A 14,773-nucleotide genomic window follows, 5' to 3' on the forward strand; every position below is an offset into this window, starting at 1 on the left:
TCTTCTACAATCGCAAACGCGTTCATTCTGCAATTGGGTATCTTACACCCGTTGAATACGAACAAATGTACGATCAAGCTGCGTAATTTTCTCGATTCTGGCTGTCCAATCTATTGACAGAGGTCCAACCCGACGGGGCGGATCGCAGCGCTCAAAGCGAAAACGTCCCCCTACCCCAAAGCCGTCAAAGACGCGATCACCGGCTATTTCCGGTTTGAAGCCTCGTTCTCGCTGCTGCTGGCGGAGAAAACGGTGGACAAAGACGACATTTGCTATGTTGCGGGGCATGTCTTTCGTTCGATTTCCGCTCTTTCGCCCTGAATGAATCCTACTGCATCCATGAGAAGAAGGCGGTGCGCATGATCGAGGGATTTCGCGTCAAGCCCCGTCATTACAAGCAGCGGATCGATACGATCATCGCGCTGCTCGGCACGGATCAGAAAAGTTCCGCCATCGCCGTCGAGATGCTGCGGGAGCTGGTTGCAGAGACGGAAGAGCTTGCGGATGGAATAAACCGGCGAACTTGAAAGATGAGTCGGTCATATAAGGTATAAGGCTTCATCTTGCTCGCGACTGTAGTTAGTGATTCATTATTGAAATGAGGGAGCGAAGTGAATAAGCAATCAGACAAATGGAATTTGGCTTTCAGAGCAAGTAATGTTTTGATCGGTGCATTATTGGGATTAGCCTTGATTTACGTAATCCAAAATGAGGTGAATTGGAGTGTTTTGCTGGGGGCATTGACTGCCGCGCTTATTTTGGCTGGGATCAATGTGATCAAAGTTCGCATGACCCGCGGTGCCTTCCCCAATTCCAATGAAGGAACGGATAAGCATGTGTTGAAGTTTTGCTTCATATCATCGCATATTTTGCTGGGGGTGCTTTTTATTGCGCTCAGCATCCTTAACTTTTTGGGGGTAGAGGAGGTCTCTATCAGTATTCTGTGGTGTGTGATGATCGGCTATGTGTTGATTAATGGCATCGTTATCATTGTGATAAGCCGCAAGTGAGATGTCGAATGATGATTCTCGATAACTCGGGAATTTCTTTTTTTCTACTTTTATCTTGGGATTGCGCATTGAAGAACCGGACTGACGGCGAGCCGATCTCGAACACATGATCAGCGAGCAACTCGGATCACATACTCAGCGTCTAACTATAGGAAAAAGCTGAAAGGAGTGAAAATTTTGAAAAACCGCTCGTCCTGACCCCCACCGAGTTCGCCATCCTCCGCATCCTGCTGGAACGGAAAGGCAGCGTGGTGAGCGCCGAGGAACTGTTCCATGCAATCTGGAAGGACGAGTATTACAGCAAAAGCAACAACACGATCACCGTCCACATCCGCCATCTGCGCGAAAAAATGGGGGATACGGCGGACAACCCGAAATATATCAAGACCGTATGGGGGGTCGGCTACAAAATTGAATAATCCCCCCAGGGGAGACTCCTCTATGAGCAACAAAGCAGTTGGTTAGATTTGTATGCCGGTGGGCGAGAAACAAGTCCGCTTGTCTTTTTATGTGACCAAATGGTCACTTATAATATCTTTATCATAGGTTTCCGAAAAGCAACATGTCAAGAGGGGGCACAGGCCTGCGCCTGCACCGGAAGGTCCCCGGACTTGCGCGCGTCCGCGATCGGGGACCGCCCCCGTCCCTCCGCAACGCTCCGACAATCGACGTAAGCGAAATGGCACCCGGATCTCTTTCCTGTTGTTCCGGAATCCGGTATAATACTTCACATCCATGATATAAACTGAATTGATATTCGTATTCATGAATATGAGGTGTGTTTATAATATGGTCGACAATTTCGAGGGGTACCGCGCCTTTCTCGCCGTGGCGCAAACCGGCAGCTTCTCGAAGGCGGCCGAGAAGCTGAGCGTCACGCAGCCGGCGGTCAGCCATGCCGTCCGGCGGCTGGAAGAACGTCTCGGCGGGCCGCTTTTCTACCGAACGCCGGCGGGGGTTCGGCTGACGTCCGAGGGGGAAGTGCTGCACAAGTTCGTCTCCCAGGCCTTCCATTTTCTTGAGAACGGGGAGAAGAAAATTGCGGAAATGCGCGAGCTCATCGCGGGGGAAGTGAAGATCGGCGCGGGGGATACGCTGTGCCGGCATTACCTGCTGCCGCATCTCGAGTCGTTCCACCGGGAGCATCCGGCGGTGAAAATCCAGGTGACGAACCGGACGACCCGGGAGACGATCGCGCTGCTGAAGGAAGGGCGGATCGACTTCGGCATCGTCAACCTTCCCGTCAAGGACAGCCAGCTCGTCATCCGCGAGAGCATTCCGCTGCACGACTGCTTTGTGGCCGGCGAGGCGTTCAGGGAGCTCGCGGAGCGGACCGTCTCATGGGAGGAGCTTGTCCGCCATCCGCTCATTCTGCTGGAGCAGGGAAGCAATATCCGCGGGTACATCGACCGGTTCGACAGGAAGCAAGGTGTCGCAATCCAGCCGGAATTCGAGCTCGGCAGCATCGACCTGCTCGTCCAGTTCGCCCGCATCGGGCTCGGCGTCGCCTGCGTCATCCGCGAGTTCGTCGCCGAGGAGCTGAACAAGGGGGCGTTGTACGAAGTCCGGGTGGATGTGCCGCTGCCGCCGCGCCGGGTCGGCCTCGTCACGCTGCGGGATGTGCCGCTTTCCCTGGCGGCCGGCCGGTTTCTCGAACGGCTGCCGTGACGGACGGGATCACGCCAGCGTCTTGGTCATGATGAGGTCCGTCTGCTCATCGTCGCCCATGACGAAGGGGTGGCTTCCCGTCTGCACAAGCCCCATCTTCTTATAGAAGGCAAGGGCGTTGTCGTTGTGCTCCCATACGCCCAGCCAAACTTTCTTTTTCCGCAGCTCTCTGGCAAGATTCACGGCATGATGGAACAGGATTTTGCCGAGTCCGTGTTTCTGGAACGGCTTCTTCACATACAGGCGCTCAATCTCCAGCGACTCGCCGCCCATCGGTTCCGTCTGGGCGTCATCGACGTTGATTTTCAAATAGGCGGCCGCTTCACCGTTCACATGAAGGAGGAAGAATTGCGACGAAGGGTTGGCCAATTCGTTCTCCAGCTGCTTGCGGTCGAACGCTTTTTCCAGATAGGCGTTCATGTTTTCCGGTGAAGTCGTGCCCTGGAATGTTTCGAAATACGTCTGCCGGCCGAGTTCCTGAATTTCGCGCACATCATCGGACGAGCATTTTTTGATGGATATTTGCATGTTATCGGGTCTCCCTTGCGCATAAACTTGTCCCATGTTTTATTTTACTTCATTTTTGCGAGGAGTGAGGATTCCATGAAATCGATCGCCGTATTCTGCGGCTCCAGCGAAGGGGCGTCTTCGGATTACAGGGAAGGCGCGATCAGGCTGGGGCATGAGCTGGCAAGACGCCGGATCACCCTGATCTATGGCGGAGCCAACGTCGGTCTGATGGGAGCGGTTGCGGATGCCGTGCTGGAACGGGGCGGCAAAGTGATCGGGGTGCTTCCTTATTTTTTGCGGGACCGGGAGATCGCCCATCACGGTCTGACCGAGCTCATCATGGTGGATTCCATGCACGAACGGAAAGCGAAGATGGCCGAGCTGGCGGACGGATTCATCGCGCTTCCCGGCGGTCCGGGCACGCTTGAGGAATATTTCGAAGTTTTCACCTGGGGGCAGCTCGGTCTGCATCGAAAGCCGTGCGGCCTGTTCAACATCCGTCATTATTTCGATCCGCTGCTCGCCATGTTTGACACGATGGAGCGCGAGCGGTTCATGAAGCCCGAATATCGCGCGATGGTCATCACGGACGAAACGCCCGAAGGGATTCTGGATCAGTTCGCGAACTATGAAGCGCCCGCGGCCAAAACGTATCATCACGGGCAACGCGTCATGTGATCGGGAAATGTGGATTGAAATATATTCCATTTTGTGCGAAACTGTATGTAGCTGAAAATCAGAGAAGGTGTGAGCGGATACCGGAAGCCGAAAGCTTCTGCTTCATGAACAGCAGGAGCACCGTAATCGCCGCGCCTGCGTACAAATATAACGATGTATTGAAGGAGATGGATGCATGATGCATGACCTCGCATCCCGGGTTGGCGTGGTGGTGTCGGTCAGCCGGAGCGCAGCCCATACCTTCAGCAAGCCGGTGGTGGAGTCGATCACGCTGCTGGCCGGTTTGGGGGTGGAAGGCGATGCGCATATGGGGGCGACGGTCAAGCATCGCTCGCGGGTAGCGCAAAATCCGAACCAGCCGAACCTGCGCCAGGTGCACCTCATCCACGCGAAGCTGTTCGACGAAGTGCGCGAAGACGGCTATCACGTCGAACCCGGGCAGCTCGGCGAGAACATCACGACCCGGGGGATTGATCTGCTTCGCCTGCCGGCGGGAACACGGCTGCACATCGGCGAACAAGCGGTCGTCGAGATCACGGGACTTCGCAACCCGTGCGCCCAGATCGACGATTTCCGGAAAGGGTTGCTCAGCCGGGTGTTGGTCCGGGATGAGAACGGCAGCCTCATCCGCAAAGCCGGTGTCATGTCCATCGTGCTGAACGGGGGAGAGGTGCGGGCAGGGGACCGGATTCGCGTGGAACTTCCGCCGCCGCCTTTTCGTCCGTTGGAGCGGGTATGAGGCGTCTGCTGAATCGTCAGAAAATTGGGTATTCAATATTTGGCTGTGAAGTGGTATAGTGTGGGTAAGAAGATTGTGAAATTTTTTTGACGGATGATATGTGAATTATTTCACAATCAGATGATGACAAGAATGGAGTGATCCCGAATGGCAGAGCCGAAGAAGATCGTGGTGCTGGGAGCCGGTTACGCGGGCATCCCGGCCGTCCTCACCCTGCAGAAAAGCCTGCGGGACGGCGAAGCGGACATCACCCTCATCAACAGATGTCGGGTTTCTTCTGAAATGGAGGTAATGTTTGATTATAGGCGAATAAGGCGTGGTCATGGAAAAAGCGGTCGGTGTAAAGTGAAATGGGAAGGCGGGCGCGGTTGAGCGACGGCTGTTCCTGCATGGCCGAACCGGTTCGGAAAGATCGGGAACCGGTCGATGGCCGGGCCGTCGGCGAAGCCGTCAAGAAACAAAGATAGAGGGAAAGGAAGTGACCGCCGTGAGAGCCGACCGCTACAAGCATTTGTTTACGAAGGAACTGTTGATGGGGCCGAACGCGGTCCGTCTGTTGGAAGAAATGCTGGAGAATCACCCGATCAGGGGAGGCCGCGTGCTGGATCTCGGATGCGGGACGGGGCTGACCTCGCTGTTCCTGGCGCGGGAGACGGGGGCGGAGCAGATCTTCGCGGTCGATCTGTGGATTCCCGCGACGGAGAACTGGAAGCGGATCCGGGAATGGGACGAGGAGCGGAAAATCATTCCGCTGCACGCCGACGCCCATGATCTGCCGTTCCCCGACGATTTCTTCGATGTGATCGTCAGCGTGGATTCCTATCATTACTACGGATGCCAAGAGCGGTTTTTCGCGGAGAAGATGCTGCCGCTCATCCGGCCGGGCGGACGGGCGCTGCTTCTCGTTCCCGGCCTGAAGCGGGAGTTTGAGGGCGACGCGCCCGAGCTGCTCGTCGAGTGGTTGGGAGATGACATCTCGACCTTCCATGACGGCAACTGGTGGCGGAACCATATCGCGCAGGGCTGCGAAGACCGGATCGAAATCGAGGTATACGAGACCCGGCAATTCGAACAGCCGTGGCAGGACTGGTTCGACTGCGGGCACGAGTACGGGCTGGACGATCAGAAGTTCTTCAGCCGGGGCGTGGACCAATTCCTCAGCTTCATCGCGATCGCGGTGCGGGTGAAGGAAGGCGGACTTTCGGCGCCTTGTTCGGCCATATCGACATAACTGCAGGGGCTGATGTTCAAGTCAGCCCCTTGGCGTTATTACCTGAACTCTTTCTTTCGATGAATGCGAACGGAAACGAAGTAGGAGATGATGAACAGCACGATGGCCGTACAGGTTGACACGGTGCCGACCAGCGGATGACGGATCTGCATGCCTTCCGTGAACGGCGCCAGAATCGCGGCGAGCAGCAGCATGATCCCCACCGCGGCAAACCCGGAAAAGAACACGATCATCTCGTTTTTCTCCGTACCGATCTTCAGCATGACGGGATACATGAGGGCCGTCGAGGTGATCGCCAGGGTCAGTCCGAATCCGTAACTGTATGTGACCATCACGGGATCAATCGACATGCCCAGAGCGCTACATACCGCAAGGGTAAGCAGACTCGTCAAGATCCCCATGAGAATGAGGAGGACGAAAGTGACATACTTGGCCCTGACAATGGTGTGGCGGCGGACCGGCAGCGTCAGTTCAAATTTGCTCCATTTGGACGTTTCATCGACCCGCAGCGAGGTGCCCGTATTGACGACAAAAATGAAAATTTGCACGGCCAATATCATCGAGAGCAGCATGTCTTCCCGGAAGACGATCGGCACGAGGGCCATCACCGCCGCGATGATGAAGGACAGTTGGATGTTGCTTGCCATGGAGTAAATGTTGTTTCGGACAAGTCCCCGCATCTATTGATCCCCCTTGACCAGCAAGACCATGATTTCGTCAATGGTGGCGTTATCGACGGTGATGTCCCGGTGTTGACCGGAGAACCTTTGTTTATCCGGGACCAAGACGTCGATCTGCAATCCTCTCTTCCGGGCTGCAAGATATTCCGATTTGTCGAGAGCTTGAAACTGCTCCGACCTGCAGCGGGCAATGCCGTATTGGTATAACAGCGCATCCTTCTCTTCCGTCAGCATGATTTTGCCGTTGTGAATAAAGGTGATGTAATCCGCGACTTTCTCCAAATCACTCGTAATATGCGAGGACATGAGAATCGAATGCTCTTCATTTTCCACGAACTCCAGGAACAGATCCAGCATCTCTTCCCTGACGACAGGATCAAGTCCGGAAGTGGGCTCATCCAATATCAACAGCCTGGCGCCATGGGAAAAAGCCGCCGCCGTGGCCAGCTTCATCGTCATGCCCCGGGACAGATCTTTGATCCGGACATCGGCCGGCACCTTCAGCCTGTCGATCAGTTGCCGGAAGAGGTCGCTGTCCCAATGATGATAAATATCTTTGAACACCGATGCCAGCCTGTTGGCCGTGAGCGTCTCGGGAAAATTGATGGCATCAAACACAACGCCGATATGGTTCCGGATGTCCGTTCGGGCCTCCGTCATTTCCTCGCCGAAAATTTTGATCACGCCGCTGTCCGGTTTGAGCGTATTGAGGATGCAGTTGATCGTGGTCGTTTTCCCTGCGCCGTTTTCCCCGACAAATCCCATGATGCTTCCTTGCGGAACGGCAAACGATACATTGTCCAGGCTGAACATTGCTCCGGGATAACGCTTCGACAAATTGCTGACTTCCAAACTGTAGATCACTGGCCGTCCTCCTTGTAGCACATCTCCAACAATCGGATCAGTTCTTCCAAAGTGGTTCCGCTCATGCGCGCGGCTTCCACAGCCAACCGCAAATGCTCTTCCATTCTTCTCTGGTGTTCTTCCTGAATGACGTCGCGATGATGCGCGGATATAAAGCTTCCCCGGCCCACGGTCGTTTCGATAAACCCTTCACGCTGCAATTCTTCATAGGCCTTCTGCACGGTAATGACGCTGACATGGATCATTTTGGCGAGAGCACGCATGGACGGGATGGGATCGCCCGGCTGCAGTTTTCTGCTCATGACCATCGCTTTGATCTGACTCGAGATTTGCTCATAGATGGGCTTGCTCGAATTGCTGCTGATAATGATCTCCAATAACGTTCACTTCCCGGAAAGTGTACATATTGTACAAGTACATTATATAACGGATAAGCACAGTGTCAATGGCGGGGCCGATAGACCGCCCGGTTTGCGGGGAACATACAGAACCGATTCGCCGGGCACCAACCATCGATGAAACGTCGAAGGAACCCGCACGGCAGTCAGCCGTTCGGGTTCCTTCTTCATGAACATGGCCGGAGGGCCAGCGCCCTCGCGGCCAGATATGCGGGGAGGATGCCGGCAGCATCCTCCTTTGTCGGCCCAGGCATGGCGCAGCCGGATCGGACCGGCCATCGCCGCGTTATTTCACCGACCCGAGCATCCCCGCCACGAAATGCTTCTGCATCAGGAAGAACACCAGCGCCGTCGGCAGCGTGGCGATCACGATGGCGGTCATGATCATGCCGTAATCCGGCGAATAGCTGGATCCGAGATTCGAGATGAGCAGCGGGATCGTCTTCTTGGCGTCCGACTGCAGGACGACGAGCGGCCACATATAGTTGTTCCAGCTCGACATGAACGTGATGATCGCCGCCGCCGCGTAGGTCGTCCGCATCGTCGGCACGTAGATGCGCAGGAAGATGCCGAGCTCGCCGAGCCCGTCGATGCGCCCGGCTTCGATCATCTCCCGCTCGAACATCTTCGTGTTCTGCCGGAAGAAGAAGATCAGGAACGCCGTCGCCATCGTCGGCAGGATGACCGCCGCCTTCGTGTCGATGCCGATCACCGGCATCTTCCCGGAGAGCCAGGCGAACATCCGGTAGAGCGGCACCATCAGGGCGGCGAACGGAATCATCATGGACAGCAGCAGGATGTTGAACACGGCGTCCTTCGCCCGGCTCCTGTAAATCTCAAACCCGTAGCCCGCCAGCGAGCCGATAAGGAGCGCCAGCCCGGTCGTGATCAGCGCAATGACCAGCGAGTTCGCGAGCGCCCGGACGAGATCGATCTGCTCCACCAGATTCGACAGGTTCACGAACAGGTGGGTGCCGGGCATCAGACGGCCCTTCGTCACTTCCACGGAAGGATTCGTCGAGCTGACCACCATCCAGAGGAACGGAAAAATCGAGACAAACGCGGTCACGCCCAGGAAAAGGTACATGAACACCCGCCTTGCGATCATCGCCGATCACCTGCCACTTTGAATTGCATGTACGAGAAGATGACGATCAGCACGACGATCGCATAGGAGACGGTCGCCGCATATCCGAAATCCGGCGTGTACTTGAACGACAGGTTGTAAATGTATTGGGAAATCGACATCGTCGCGTTGCCCGGTCCGCCCTTCGTAATGTTCATGACTTCGTCGAACAGCTGGAGCGTGCCGATCGTCGACATGATTGACGTGAACAGGATGATCGGCTTGAGGAGCGGAATCGTGATCTTCGTGAACTTTCCGAATGCCGAAGCGCCGTCGATCGTCGCCGCTTCGTAGATCGACCGGTCGATATTTTGCAGCGCGGACAGATAGAAAATCATGTTGTAGCCGGTCCACCGCCACGTAATCGCCAGAATGATCGTCACCTTCGCCCAGAACGGGTCCGTGATCCAGCCGATGGGCCGGTCGATGATCGACAGTCTGAGCAGCAGCAGATTGACCAGGCCGTCGTTCGCGAACAGATATTTGAAGATGACCGAGTAGGCGACCAGGGACGTGACGCACGGGAGAAAAATGGCCGTGCGGAACAGCCCCTTGAGCCGCAGCTTGTCGCTGTTCAGCATCACCGACAGCAGCAGCGCGAGGATGATCATGATCGGCACTTGCACGATCAGATAGATGAACGTGTTGGTCACCGCCGTGATGAAGTTCGAGTCGGTGAACAGGCGCTTGTAGTTCTCGAATCCGACGTATTGCAGGTTCGTTCCGACCCCGGATTTCAGGGACAGATTGAACGCCTGGATCATCGGATAGAAATAGAACAGGCAGATCAGCACCACCGCCGCGATGACGAAACACCAGCCCGTAACCCGGGTCCGCATCCGAATAGACACCGTTATGCAAACTCCTTTCCCGGCCGAGACGGAAACGCCCTGGATGCTGCCATCCAAGGCGATTCCGCTTGCGCGTTCTGATGATTGATCGTTAACGGACTTGCGCTTCCGCCTGTTTCTGCGCGTCATTCAGCGCGTCGTCAAGCGGCTTGCCGTTCAGGTAGTTCTGCATTTCCACGACCAGGATGTCCTCGATCACATAGGTGTGGGCGCCGAAGTTGACCCGCGGAATGTCTTCCGTCCACTTCGCGAAGTCGGCGATCGTCTTCTGCCCGTTGTAGAACGGATCGGGCGCGCTGTACGCTTCGCCGGTGGATGCGGGGATGTAGGTGCCGATCGCCCCGATCTCCGTCACCAGCTCCTGATAAAACTCCACGTCCGAACCGAACGTCTTCGCGAGGAAGTCCGCCGCGGCTTCTTTGCCCGGCACGTTCAGCACGTACCAGGAGCTGCCGCCCAGGTTGGAGGCGTTCACGCTGCCCGGCTGGCCGGCCAGCCGCGGGATCGGGACGACCGCCCATTTGCCCGCCTGGGAGCTCTCCGCCTTGATCGAGGCGTTGATCCAGTTGCCGGTCGGCACCGACGCGACGTCCCCGCTGTTGAAGGCGGCCACGAACTGGCTCCAGTCGGCGTTCGGTTTGACAATATCGGCTTCCATCATTTCCTTGTACAGCTGGAAGGCTTCTTTCAGCGCTTCGTTGCCGGCCAGGAACGGTTTCTCGCCGCTTTCGTCCAGATACCACTTGCCCGCGGTCTGGATCATGACGCGGATGATGCCGAGATCGTTCGGGTCGAGCGACAGCATGTCCTTGCCCGTCGCTTCCTTCACGTTCTTCCCGATCTCGATGAACTCGTTCCAGGTCAGCGCCTGCAGGTCATCCGGCGAGTACCCGGCTTCCGCCAGATAGTCCGTGCGGACGAACAGTCCGGTGACGCCGGAGTCGAAGGGCAGGCCGTAGTTGCGTCCGTCCACGCTCGTCGGTCCGATCTTGTACTCGGCGAAGTCGGCCGCGTTGAACGTATCCGTCAGCTCGTAGAACATGTCCGGAAACGCCTTCAGGAAGCTTTGCGCCCGGTAGTCCTCGATCAGAACGATGTTCGGCAGGCCCGTCGTCGTGCCCGAGCCGAGGCCGGTGTTCAGCTTCTGGATGATGTCCGCCTGCGCGTTCTCGACGATGTTGATCTTCACGTCGGGATTGATCTTGCTGTAGCGCTCCTTCGCGATGTTGAGCGCCTTGATGTTGAAGTTCGGGTCCCACGCCCAAATGGTGATTTCCGCCGCTTCTTTTCCGCCCGATGCGCTTCCGCCGTTGTCACCGCCGCCGTTTCCGCCGCCGGAAGACGAGTCTTGCTTGTTCCCGCCGCCCGACGAGCACGCCGAAAGCAGCAGCATGACCGCCAGCACAACCGTCAGCCATTTCTTCATCCGCGAATCCCCCTGTCTGCAAATGTTGTAAGCGCTTCCGCTTCGCAATTAAAATCATAGCACGGTGTCGGCCGCTGTCGTTAGAACGATCTTTGCCAATGGTTGTGCTTTATTTGGGTGTTGCGCAGCGCCGGGCATGGCCTTAAATCAGGACGATTTTTGGATGCTTGGAATATTTTTGGCCGTCCGGTACGGCAGCTCGATCCGCACCGTCGTCCCTTCGCCGGCGCGGCTTTGGATCTGCACGCCGTAAGGCTCGCCGTAGAGCAGGGTCAGCCGCTCGTGCACGTTGCGCATGCCGATGCCCGTGAACAGGTGGCCCCTGGATCTGCTTTTCGATTCCGGCCAGCCTCCGTCAAGCTCCATGCCGTCCCCGTTGTCGACGATCTCGCACACGAGCGTATTCCCCTTGCGCGACACCGTCACGTACACCGATCCTTCCGCCTTGCGGTTGAACGCGTGGAAGAACGCGTTCTCGACGAACGGCTGGATCATCAGCTTCGGCACGAGCGCGTCCCGGCAATCCGGGGCAACGAAGTCATGCAGCTTGATCCGGTCCCCGTTGCGGGCTTCCATGATGAGGGCGTAATGCCGCAGAAGCTCGATGTCCCGCTCGACGGTGATCGTCTCGCTCACGTCGCCGATCGCGTTCTGCAGCAGGGCGATCAGGGCGTTGATCGTCTCCGACGCCTTCTCCCGGCTTCCCTGCTTCACCATGATCTTGATGGAGGCCAGCGTATTGTACAGGAAATGCGGATTGATCTGCCGCTGCAGCGCCGCGAGCTCCGCGTTCCGCTTCTTCCGCTGGGCCTGGTCCAGCTCCGCGAGGTACTCCTTGAGCTCGTCCAGCATGAAGTTGAACGCCCGCGCCAGCTGGCGCGTCTCGTAGCTGCCCGTCTCCGAGACGTAATGCCCGAATTCGTATTTCGAAATGTTCGAGATCTGCTTCACCAGCCGCGTCAGCGAGCGGGTCAGCCGCCGGGAGATCATGTACACGATGATCAGCGCGCCGGCCACGATGCCGATGACGATCAGGGTGATCGTGCGCGTATCGACGAGCGTGTTCAGGATGGACTGCTTGTCGATGAGATTGACCATGTACAGATCATAGAAGGGCAGATACTCGGCCAGCACGATCTGGTTCCGGTCGAAAAGGTGCATGCTCGCGTAATCCCGGCCGTGCCCGTGCATGTCCTCCGCGATGCCCAGCAGCTCCGGCACCTGCCGTCCGATCAGCTCCCCGCGGTTGCTGGACAGAATCGTGCCGGACCGGTCGAGGATCACCATGTCGTTGCCTTCGCTGGTATAGCTGGAATAGAGCTGCTTGAACTCGCTTTCCCGCATGGCGAAGAACAGGGTTCCGTACACGAACCCCGTCGAGCGTTCCATCATGGCTTTCGCGGCGATGATGACCGGCTCCGCTCCATCCGCCTCCCGAAAATCGGCCAGATACAGGAGCCGCTTCGGATCTTCATGCGCCGCGAGCGTGACCGGATGGCGGTCGATGTCCGCTTCGGCGATCGGCCAGATCAGCCGGTTCGTCATGTACGTGCGGCCGTTGATGCCCTTGACGATGATCGCCGTCTCGTACGTTTCGATGGCCGTCGCGATCTGGTCCATCTGCTTGCGCATATTGTAGTAAGACTTCGCCATCGTCAGCGAGTCGCCGTCCGATTCGGTCAGATACTGCTTGACCGAACCGCTCTGCAGCATGTTGTTGGAGGCGGTCACGATGGCGGTGTTGAGGGACTGGAAGCCGGAGTTGATCTGGCTGAGCACCTTGGAGTTGATGATGCTGAACGTGTCGATGAACAGCCGCTCGGACAGCCGGATCGTCGACCAGGTGACGAGCACGGATACGGCGGCGATGCTGATGACGGTAACGAGAAAAAGTTTGATGAAGAGGCCGTTGATCTGGAAACGGTTGAGCCATTTTCGCATGACTTACTCCCTGGCGGTTCCGGCCGTCATCCTGCGGTACTCGCTCGGGGAGCGGCCGGTGAATTTCTTGAACACCTTGCAGAAATAGCTGTGATCCGGGAAGCCCACCTTCGCGCCGATCTCCGCAATGGAGCCGGACCCGGTGCGGAGCATCTCTGCCGCCTTATGGATCCGGATCTTGTTGACATATTCGACGAATCCTTCGCCGCTGTGGGCGGAGAACCAGCTGGACAGGTACGACGGGTTGAAGTGAAAATGTTTCGCGACTTCCTTCAGGCTGAGCGGTTCCGCATAGTTCTGTTCGATGTAGTCCAGCAGCTTCTTCATGTTGTCCCGCGCGGCGTTCCGGGCGGAATCCGCCAGCCGCCTTTCCGCTTCTGCCGTGAACGCGTGGAGGATGCCGATCGCCTCTTCCGCGTTCCGCGCCTGCTGAATGGCGTCGAAATAGCGGAATTTCTCCTTGTCCAGCCCTTGCGCGTCGAAGCCTATGTTCTCCGTCAGGACGGTGATCGTGAAGATCATGTTGTTCAGGAAAGACTTGAATTCCTCGACATCCATGCCGCCGGCGGCGCGCAGCTTCTCCACATGCCGGCGCAGCCCGCCGAACGCCTCGCCGAACTGCATCAGCTTGAACGCTTCCGTGAACTGGTTGAGGTTGAACGCTTCCACCGTCAGCGGCGGATCCGCATCTTCCGCGAACGTCAGCCAGCGGGCGTCGGGACGGTAGAAGGCCCGGCGCGCCAGCGGATGAATCTGCTCCCGCAGCACGTCCCCCGTCCGCATGAAGTCCTCATAGGGCCGGCTGATGAGCAGCGTTCCGGCTTGGCCGAATGCGTCCGCCCACTGCGCGGCGAGACCGTCCAGCGGCGCTTGCGTTTGCAGGTCCGCGTTCCCGTTCAGCAGAAAGCCCGTCAGACCGCGGCCGGCCGGGAACGGCAGGCAGACGGCGCCGGGAAACCGCTTTCCAACCATCGATTGGAGCGCGGCGGCTGCTGCTTCGGAGATGTCCTTCGCGGTCACGGCCAGCAAGCGGAAGACGGGATGCGGGAACGACGCGCGGATGTCGGCGCGGTCCGCTTCGCCGCCGAGTTCGAATCCGGCCGTGATTTTCTCCAGCAGCCGCTCCGCGGCGGCGGCGGGCGCCTTCGCCCCCCGGACGGCGTTCGGTCCCGCCTCCGTCCGGCCGACCGCCCTGTTCAGCACGTTCAGCAGCTCCTTCGGCTCCAGCCTCGGCTTCAACATATAGTCCGCAACCCCGCTCTGGAACGTGTTGCGAACATATTCGAACTCGCCGAAACTGCTGAGCACGACCACTTCGATCTCCGGGTAGCGCGTCTTGATGACCTTCGTGAGCTCTTTGCCGTCCATCACCGGCATGACGATATCCGTGATGACGATGTCGGGCCTGCATGTCTCGATCATCTCGAGCGCTTCCTGGCCGTTCGCCGCCTCGCCGACGATGGTGAACCCCTCTTGTTCCCAGTTCATGTAGTGCTTGATGCCTTGCCGGATCAGAATTTCATCGTCTACGATCAGGATTTTGCACAGGTGCCCTTCGATTGTAAACGCCTCCATTCTGAGCGTGCGTGCTTTTCTTCTAACCATAGCAAAAGGCCCCTCCGGCCAGCAATAGACAGGCTGCGGCAGACCG

At 57.5% G+C, this 14,773-nt stretch carries 16 protein-coding genes and 1 pseudogene; 8 read left to right on the forward strand and 9 right to left on the reverse strand.

Going from position 1 to position 14,773, the window contains the following annotated elements; translation table 11 throughout:
• The first annotated feature begins 359 nt into the window (after positions 1-359).
• From C6W55_RS08525 to C6W55_RS08540, 4 genes and pseudogenes are all read left to right on the forward strand, one after another.
• A complete protein-coding gene (locus C6W55_RS08525; RefSeq protein WP_286892340.1) occupies positions 360-527 on the forward strand; it encodes a hypothetical protein in 168 nt (55 codons plus the stop codon).
• A gap of 84 nt (positions 528-611) precedes the next feature.
• Positions 612-1,010, forward strand: coding sequence for a hypothetical protein (locus C6W55_RS08530; RefSeq protein WP_015253350.1), 399 nt, complete (start codon positions 612-614; stop codon positions 1,008-1,010).
• 179 nt (positions 1,011-1,189) lie between these two features.
• Positions 1,190-1,429, forward strand: a pseudogene (locus C6W55_RS08535) (winged helix-turn-helix domain-containing protein); the annotation flags it as partial.
• A 370-nt stretch (positions 1,430-1,799) separates the two neighbouring features.
• Positions 1,800-2,678: a LysR family transcriptional regulator gene (locus tag C6W55_RS08540; RefSeq protein WP_286892341.1), complete on the forward strand. Its 879-nt coding sequence runs from the start codon at positions 1,800-1,802 to the stop codon at positions 2,676-2,678.
• 9 nt (positions 2,679-2,687) lie between these two features.
• On the opposite strand, the gene paiA is transcribed toward C6W55_RS08540, so the two are convergent.
• Positions 2,688-3,206 (reverse strand): spermidine/spermine N(1)-acetyltransferase, encoded by a 519-nt coding sequence (paiA, locus tag C6W55_RS08545; RefSeq protein ID WP_286892342.1) that lies wholly within the window; start codon positions 3,204-3,206, stop codon positions 2,688-2,690.
• A 75-nt stretch (positions 3,207-3,281) separates the two neighbouring features.
• On the opposite strand from paiA, the gene C6W55_RS08550 reads away from it, so the two are divergent.
• From C6W55_RS08550 to C6W55_RS08565, 4 genes are all read left to right on the forward strand, one after another.
• Complete coding sequence (locus C6W55_RS08550; RefSeq protein ID WP_286892343.1) at positions 3,282-3,866, forward strand: LOG family protein; 585 nt, start codon at positions 3,282-3,284, stop codon at positions 3,864-3,866.
• 175 nt (positions 3,867-4,041) lie between these two features.
• Positions 4,042-4,605, forward strand: coding sequence for an MOSC domain-containing protein (locus C6W55_RS08555; RefSeq protein ID WP_286892344.1), 564 nt, complete (start codon positions 4,042-4,044; stop codon positions 4,603-4,605).
• A 147-nt stretch (positions 4,606-4,752) separates the two neighbouring features.
• Complete coding sequence (locus tag C6W55_RS08560) at positions 4,753-4,977, forward strand: hypothetical protein (RefSeq protein ID WP_015253355.1); 225 nt, start codon at positions 4,753-4,755, stop codon at positions 4,975-4,977.
• A gap of 115 nt (positions 4,978-5,092) precedes the next feature.
• The gene (locus C6W55_RS08565) at positions 5,093-5,836 is read left to right on the forward strand and encodes an SAM-dependent methyltransferase (protein WP_286892345.1); all 744 of its coding nucleotides are present in this window, start codon (positions 5,093-5,095) and stop codon (positions 5,834-5,836) included.
• 38 nt (positions 5,837-5,874) lie between these two features.
• On the opposite strand, the gene C6W55_RS08570 is transcribed toward C6W55_RS08565, so the two are convergent.
• From C6W55_RS08570 to C6W55_RS08605, 8 genes are all read right to left on the reverse strand, one after another.
• On the reverse strand, positions 5,875-6,516 hold the full coding sequence (locus C6W55_RS08570) for an ABC-2 transporter permease (RefSeq protein WP_015253357.1): 642 nt from the start codon (positions 6,514-6,516) through the stop codon (positions 5,875-5,877).
• Positions 6,517-7,380: an ABC transporter ATP-binding protein gene (locus C6W55_RS08575; protein ID WP_286892346.1), complete on the reverse strand. Its 864-nt coding sequence runs from the start codon at positions 7,378-7,380 to the stop codon at positions 6,517-6,519.
• A complete protein-coding gene (locus tag C6W55_RS08580) occupies positions 7,377-7,757 on the reverse strand; it encodes a GntR family transcriptional regulator (RefSeq protein ID WP_286892347.1) in 381 nt (126 codons plus the stop codon). Before C6W55_RS08580 ends, C6W55_RS08575 begins: the two co-directional genes overlap by 4 nt.
• A gap of 307 nt (positions 7,758-8,064) precedes the next feature.
• The gene (locus C6W55_RS08585; RefSeq protein ID WP_286892348.1) at positions 8,065-8,865 is read right to left on the reverse strand and encodes a carbohydrate ABC transporter permease; all 801 of its coding nucleotides are present in this window, start codon (positions 8,863-8,865) and stop codon (positions 8,065-8,067) included.
• Positions 8,866-8,882: 17 nt separating this feature from the next.
• On the reverse strand, positions 8,883-9,743 hold the full coding sequence (locus tag C6W55_RS08590; protein WP_286892425.1) for a carbohydrate ABC transporter permease: 861 nt from the start codon (positions 9,741-9,743) through the stop codon (positions 8,883-8,885).
• A gap of 103 nt (positions 9,744-9,846) precedes the next feature.
• A complete protein-coding gene (locus tag C6W55_RS08595) occupies positions 9,847-11,181 on the reverse strand; it encodes an ABC transporter substrate-binding protein (RefSeq protein ID WP_286892349.1) in 1,335 nt (444 codons plus the stop codon).
• A 147-nt stretch (positions 11,182-11,328) separates the two neighbouring features.
• A complete protein-coding gene (locus C6W55_RS08600; RefSeq protein WP_286892350.1) occupies positions 11,329-13,122 on the reverse strand; it encodes a sensor histidine kinase in 1,794 nt (597 codons plus the stop codon).
• 3 nt (positions 13,123-13,125) lie between these two features.
• Positions 13,126-14,727 carry a response regulator transcription factor gene (locus C6W55_RS08605; RefSeq protein WP_286892351.1) on the reverse strand — a complete coding sequence of 534 codons (1,602 nt, stop codon included), beginning with the start codon at positions 14,725-14,727 and terminating at the stop codon, positions 13,126-13,128.
• Between the last annotated feature and the right edge of the window lie 46 nt (positions 14,728-14,773).

Origin of the sequence: Thermobacillus sp. (genome assembly GCF_003390775.1) — a bacterium.
In the GTDB taxonomy this organism is placed as follows: domain Bacteria; phylum Bacillota; class Bacilli; order Paenibacillales; family Paenibacillaceae; genus Thermobacillus; species Thermobacillus xylanilyticus.

Bases quoted from the DNA above. Each gene is read 5' to 3' on its own strand.
- C6W55_RS08525 (WP_286892340.1), top strand. From the start codon at position 360: ATGATCGAGGGATTTCGCGTCAAGCCCCGTCATTACAAGCAGCGGATC.
- C6W55_RS08540 (WP_286892341.1), top strand. From the start codon at position 1,800: ATGGTCGACAATTTCGAGGGGTACCGCGCCTTTCTCGCCGTGGCGCAA.
- paiA (WP_286892342.1), bottom strand. From the start codon at position 3,206: ATGCAAATATCCATCAAAAAATGCTCGTCCGATGATGTGCGCGAAATT.
- C6W55_RS08550 (WP_286892343.1), top strand. From the start codon at position 3,282: ATGAAATCGATCGCCGTATTCTGCGGCTCCAGCGAAGGGGCGTCTTCG.
- C6W55_RS08555 (WP_286892344.1), top strand. From the start codon at position 4,042: ATGATGCATGACCTCGCATCCCGGGTTGGCGTGGTGGTGTCGGTCAGC.
- C6W55_RS08560 (WP_015253355.1), top strand. From the start codon at position 4,753: ATGGCAGAGCCGAAGAAGATCGTGGTGCTGGGAGCCGGTTACGCGGGC.
- C6W55_RS08570 (WP_015253357.1), bottom strand. From the start codon at position 6,516: ATGCGGGGACTTGTCCGAAACAACATTTACTCCATGGCAAGCAACATC.
- C6W55_RS08585 (WP_286892348.1), bottom strand. From the start codon at position 8,865: ATGTACCTTTTCCTGGGCGTGACCGCGTTTGTCTCGATTTTTCCGTTC.
- C6W55_RS08590 (WP_286892425.1), bottom strand. From the start codon at position 9,743: ATGCGGACCCGGGTTACGGGCTGGTGTTTCGTCATCGCGGCGGTGGTG.
- C6W55_RS08595 (WP_286892349.1), bottom strand. From the start codon at position 11,181: ATGAAGAAATGGCTGACGGTTGTGCTGGCGGTCATGCTGCTGCTTTCG.
- C6W55_RS08600 (WP_286892350.1), bottom strand. From the start codon at position 13,122: ATGCGAAAATGGCTCAACCGTTTCCAGATCAACGGCCTCTTCATCAAA.
- C6W55_RS08605 (WP_286892351.1), bottom strand. From the start codon at position 14,727: ATGGTTAGAAGAAAAGCACGCACGCTCAGAATGGAGGCGTTTACAATC.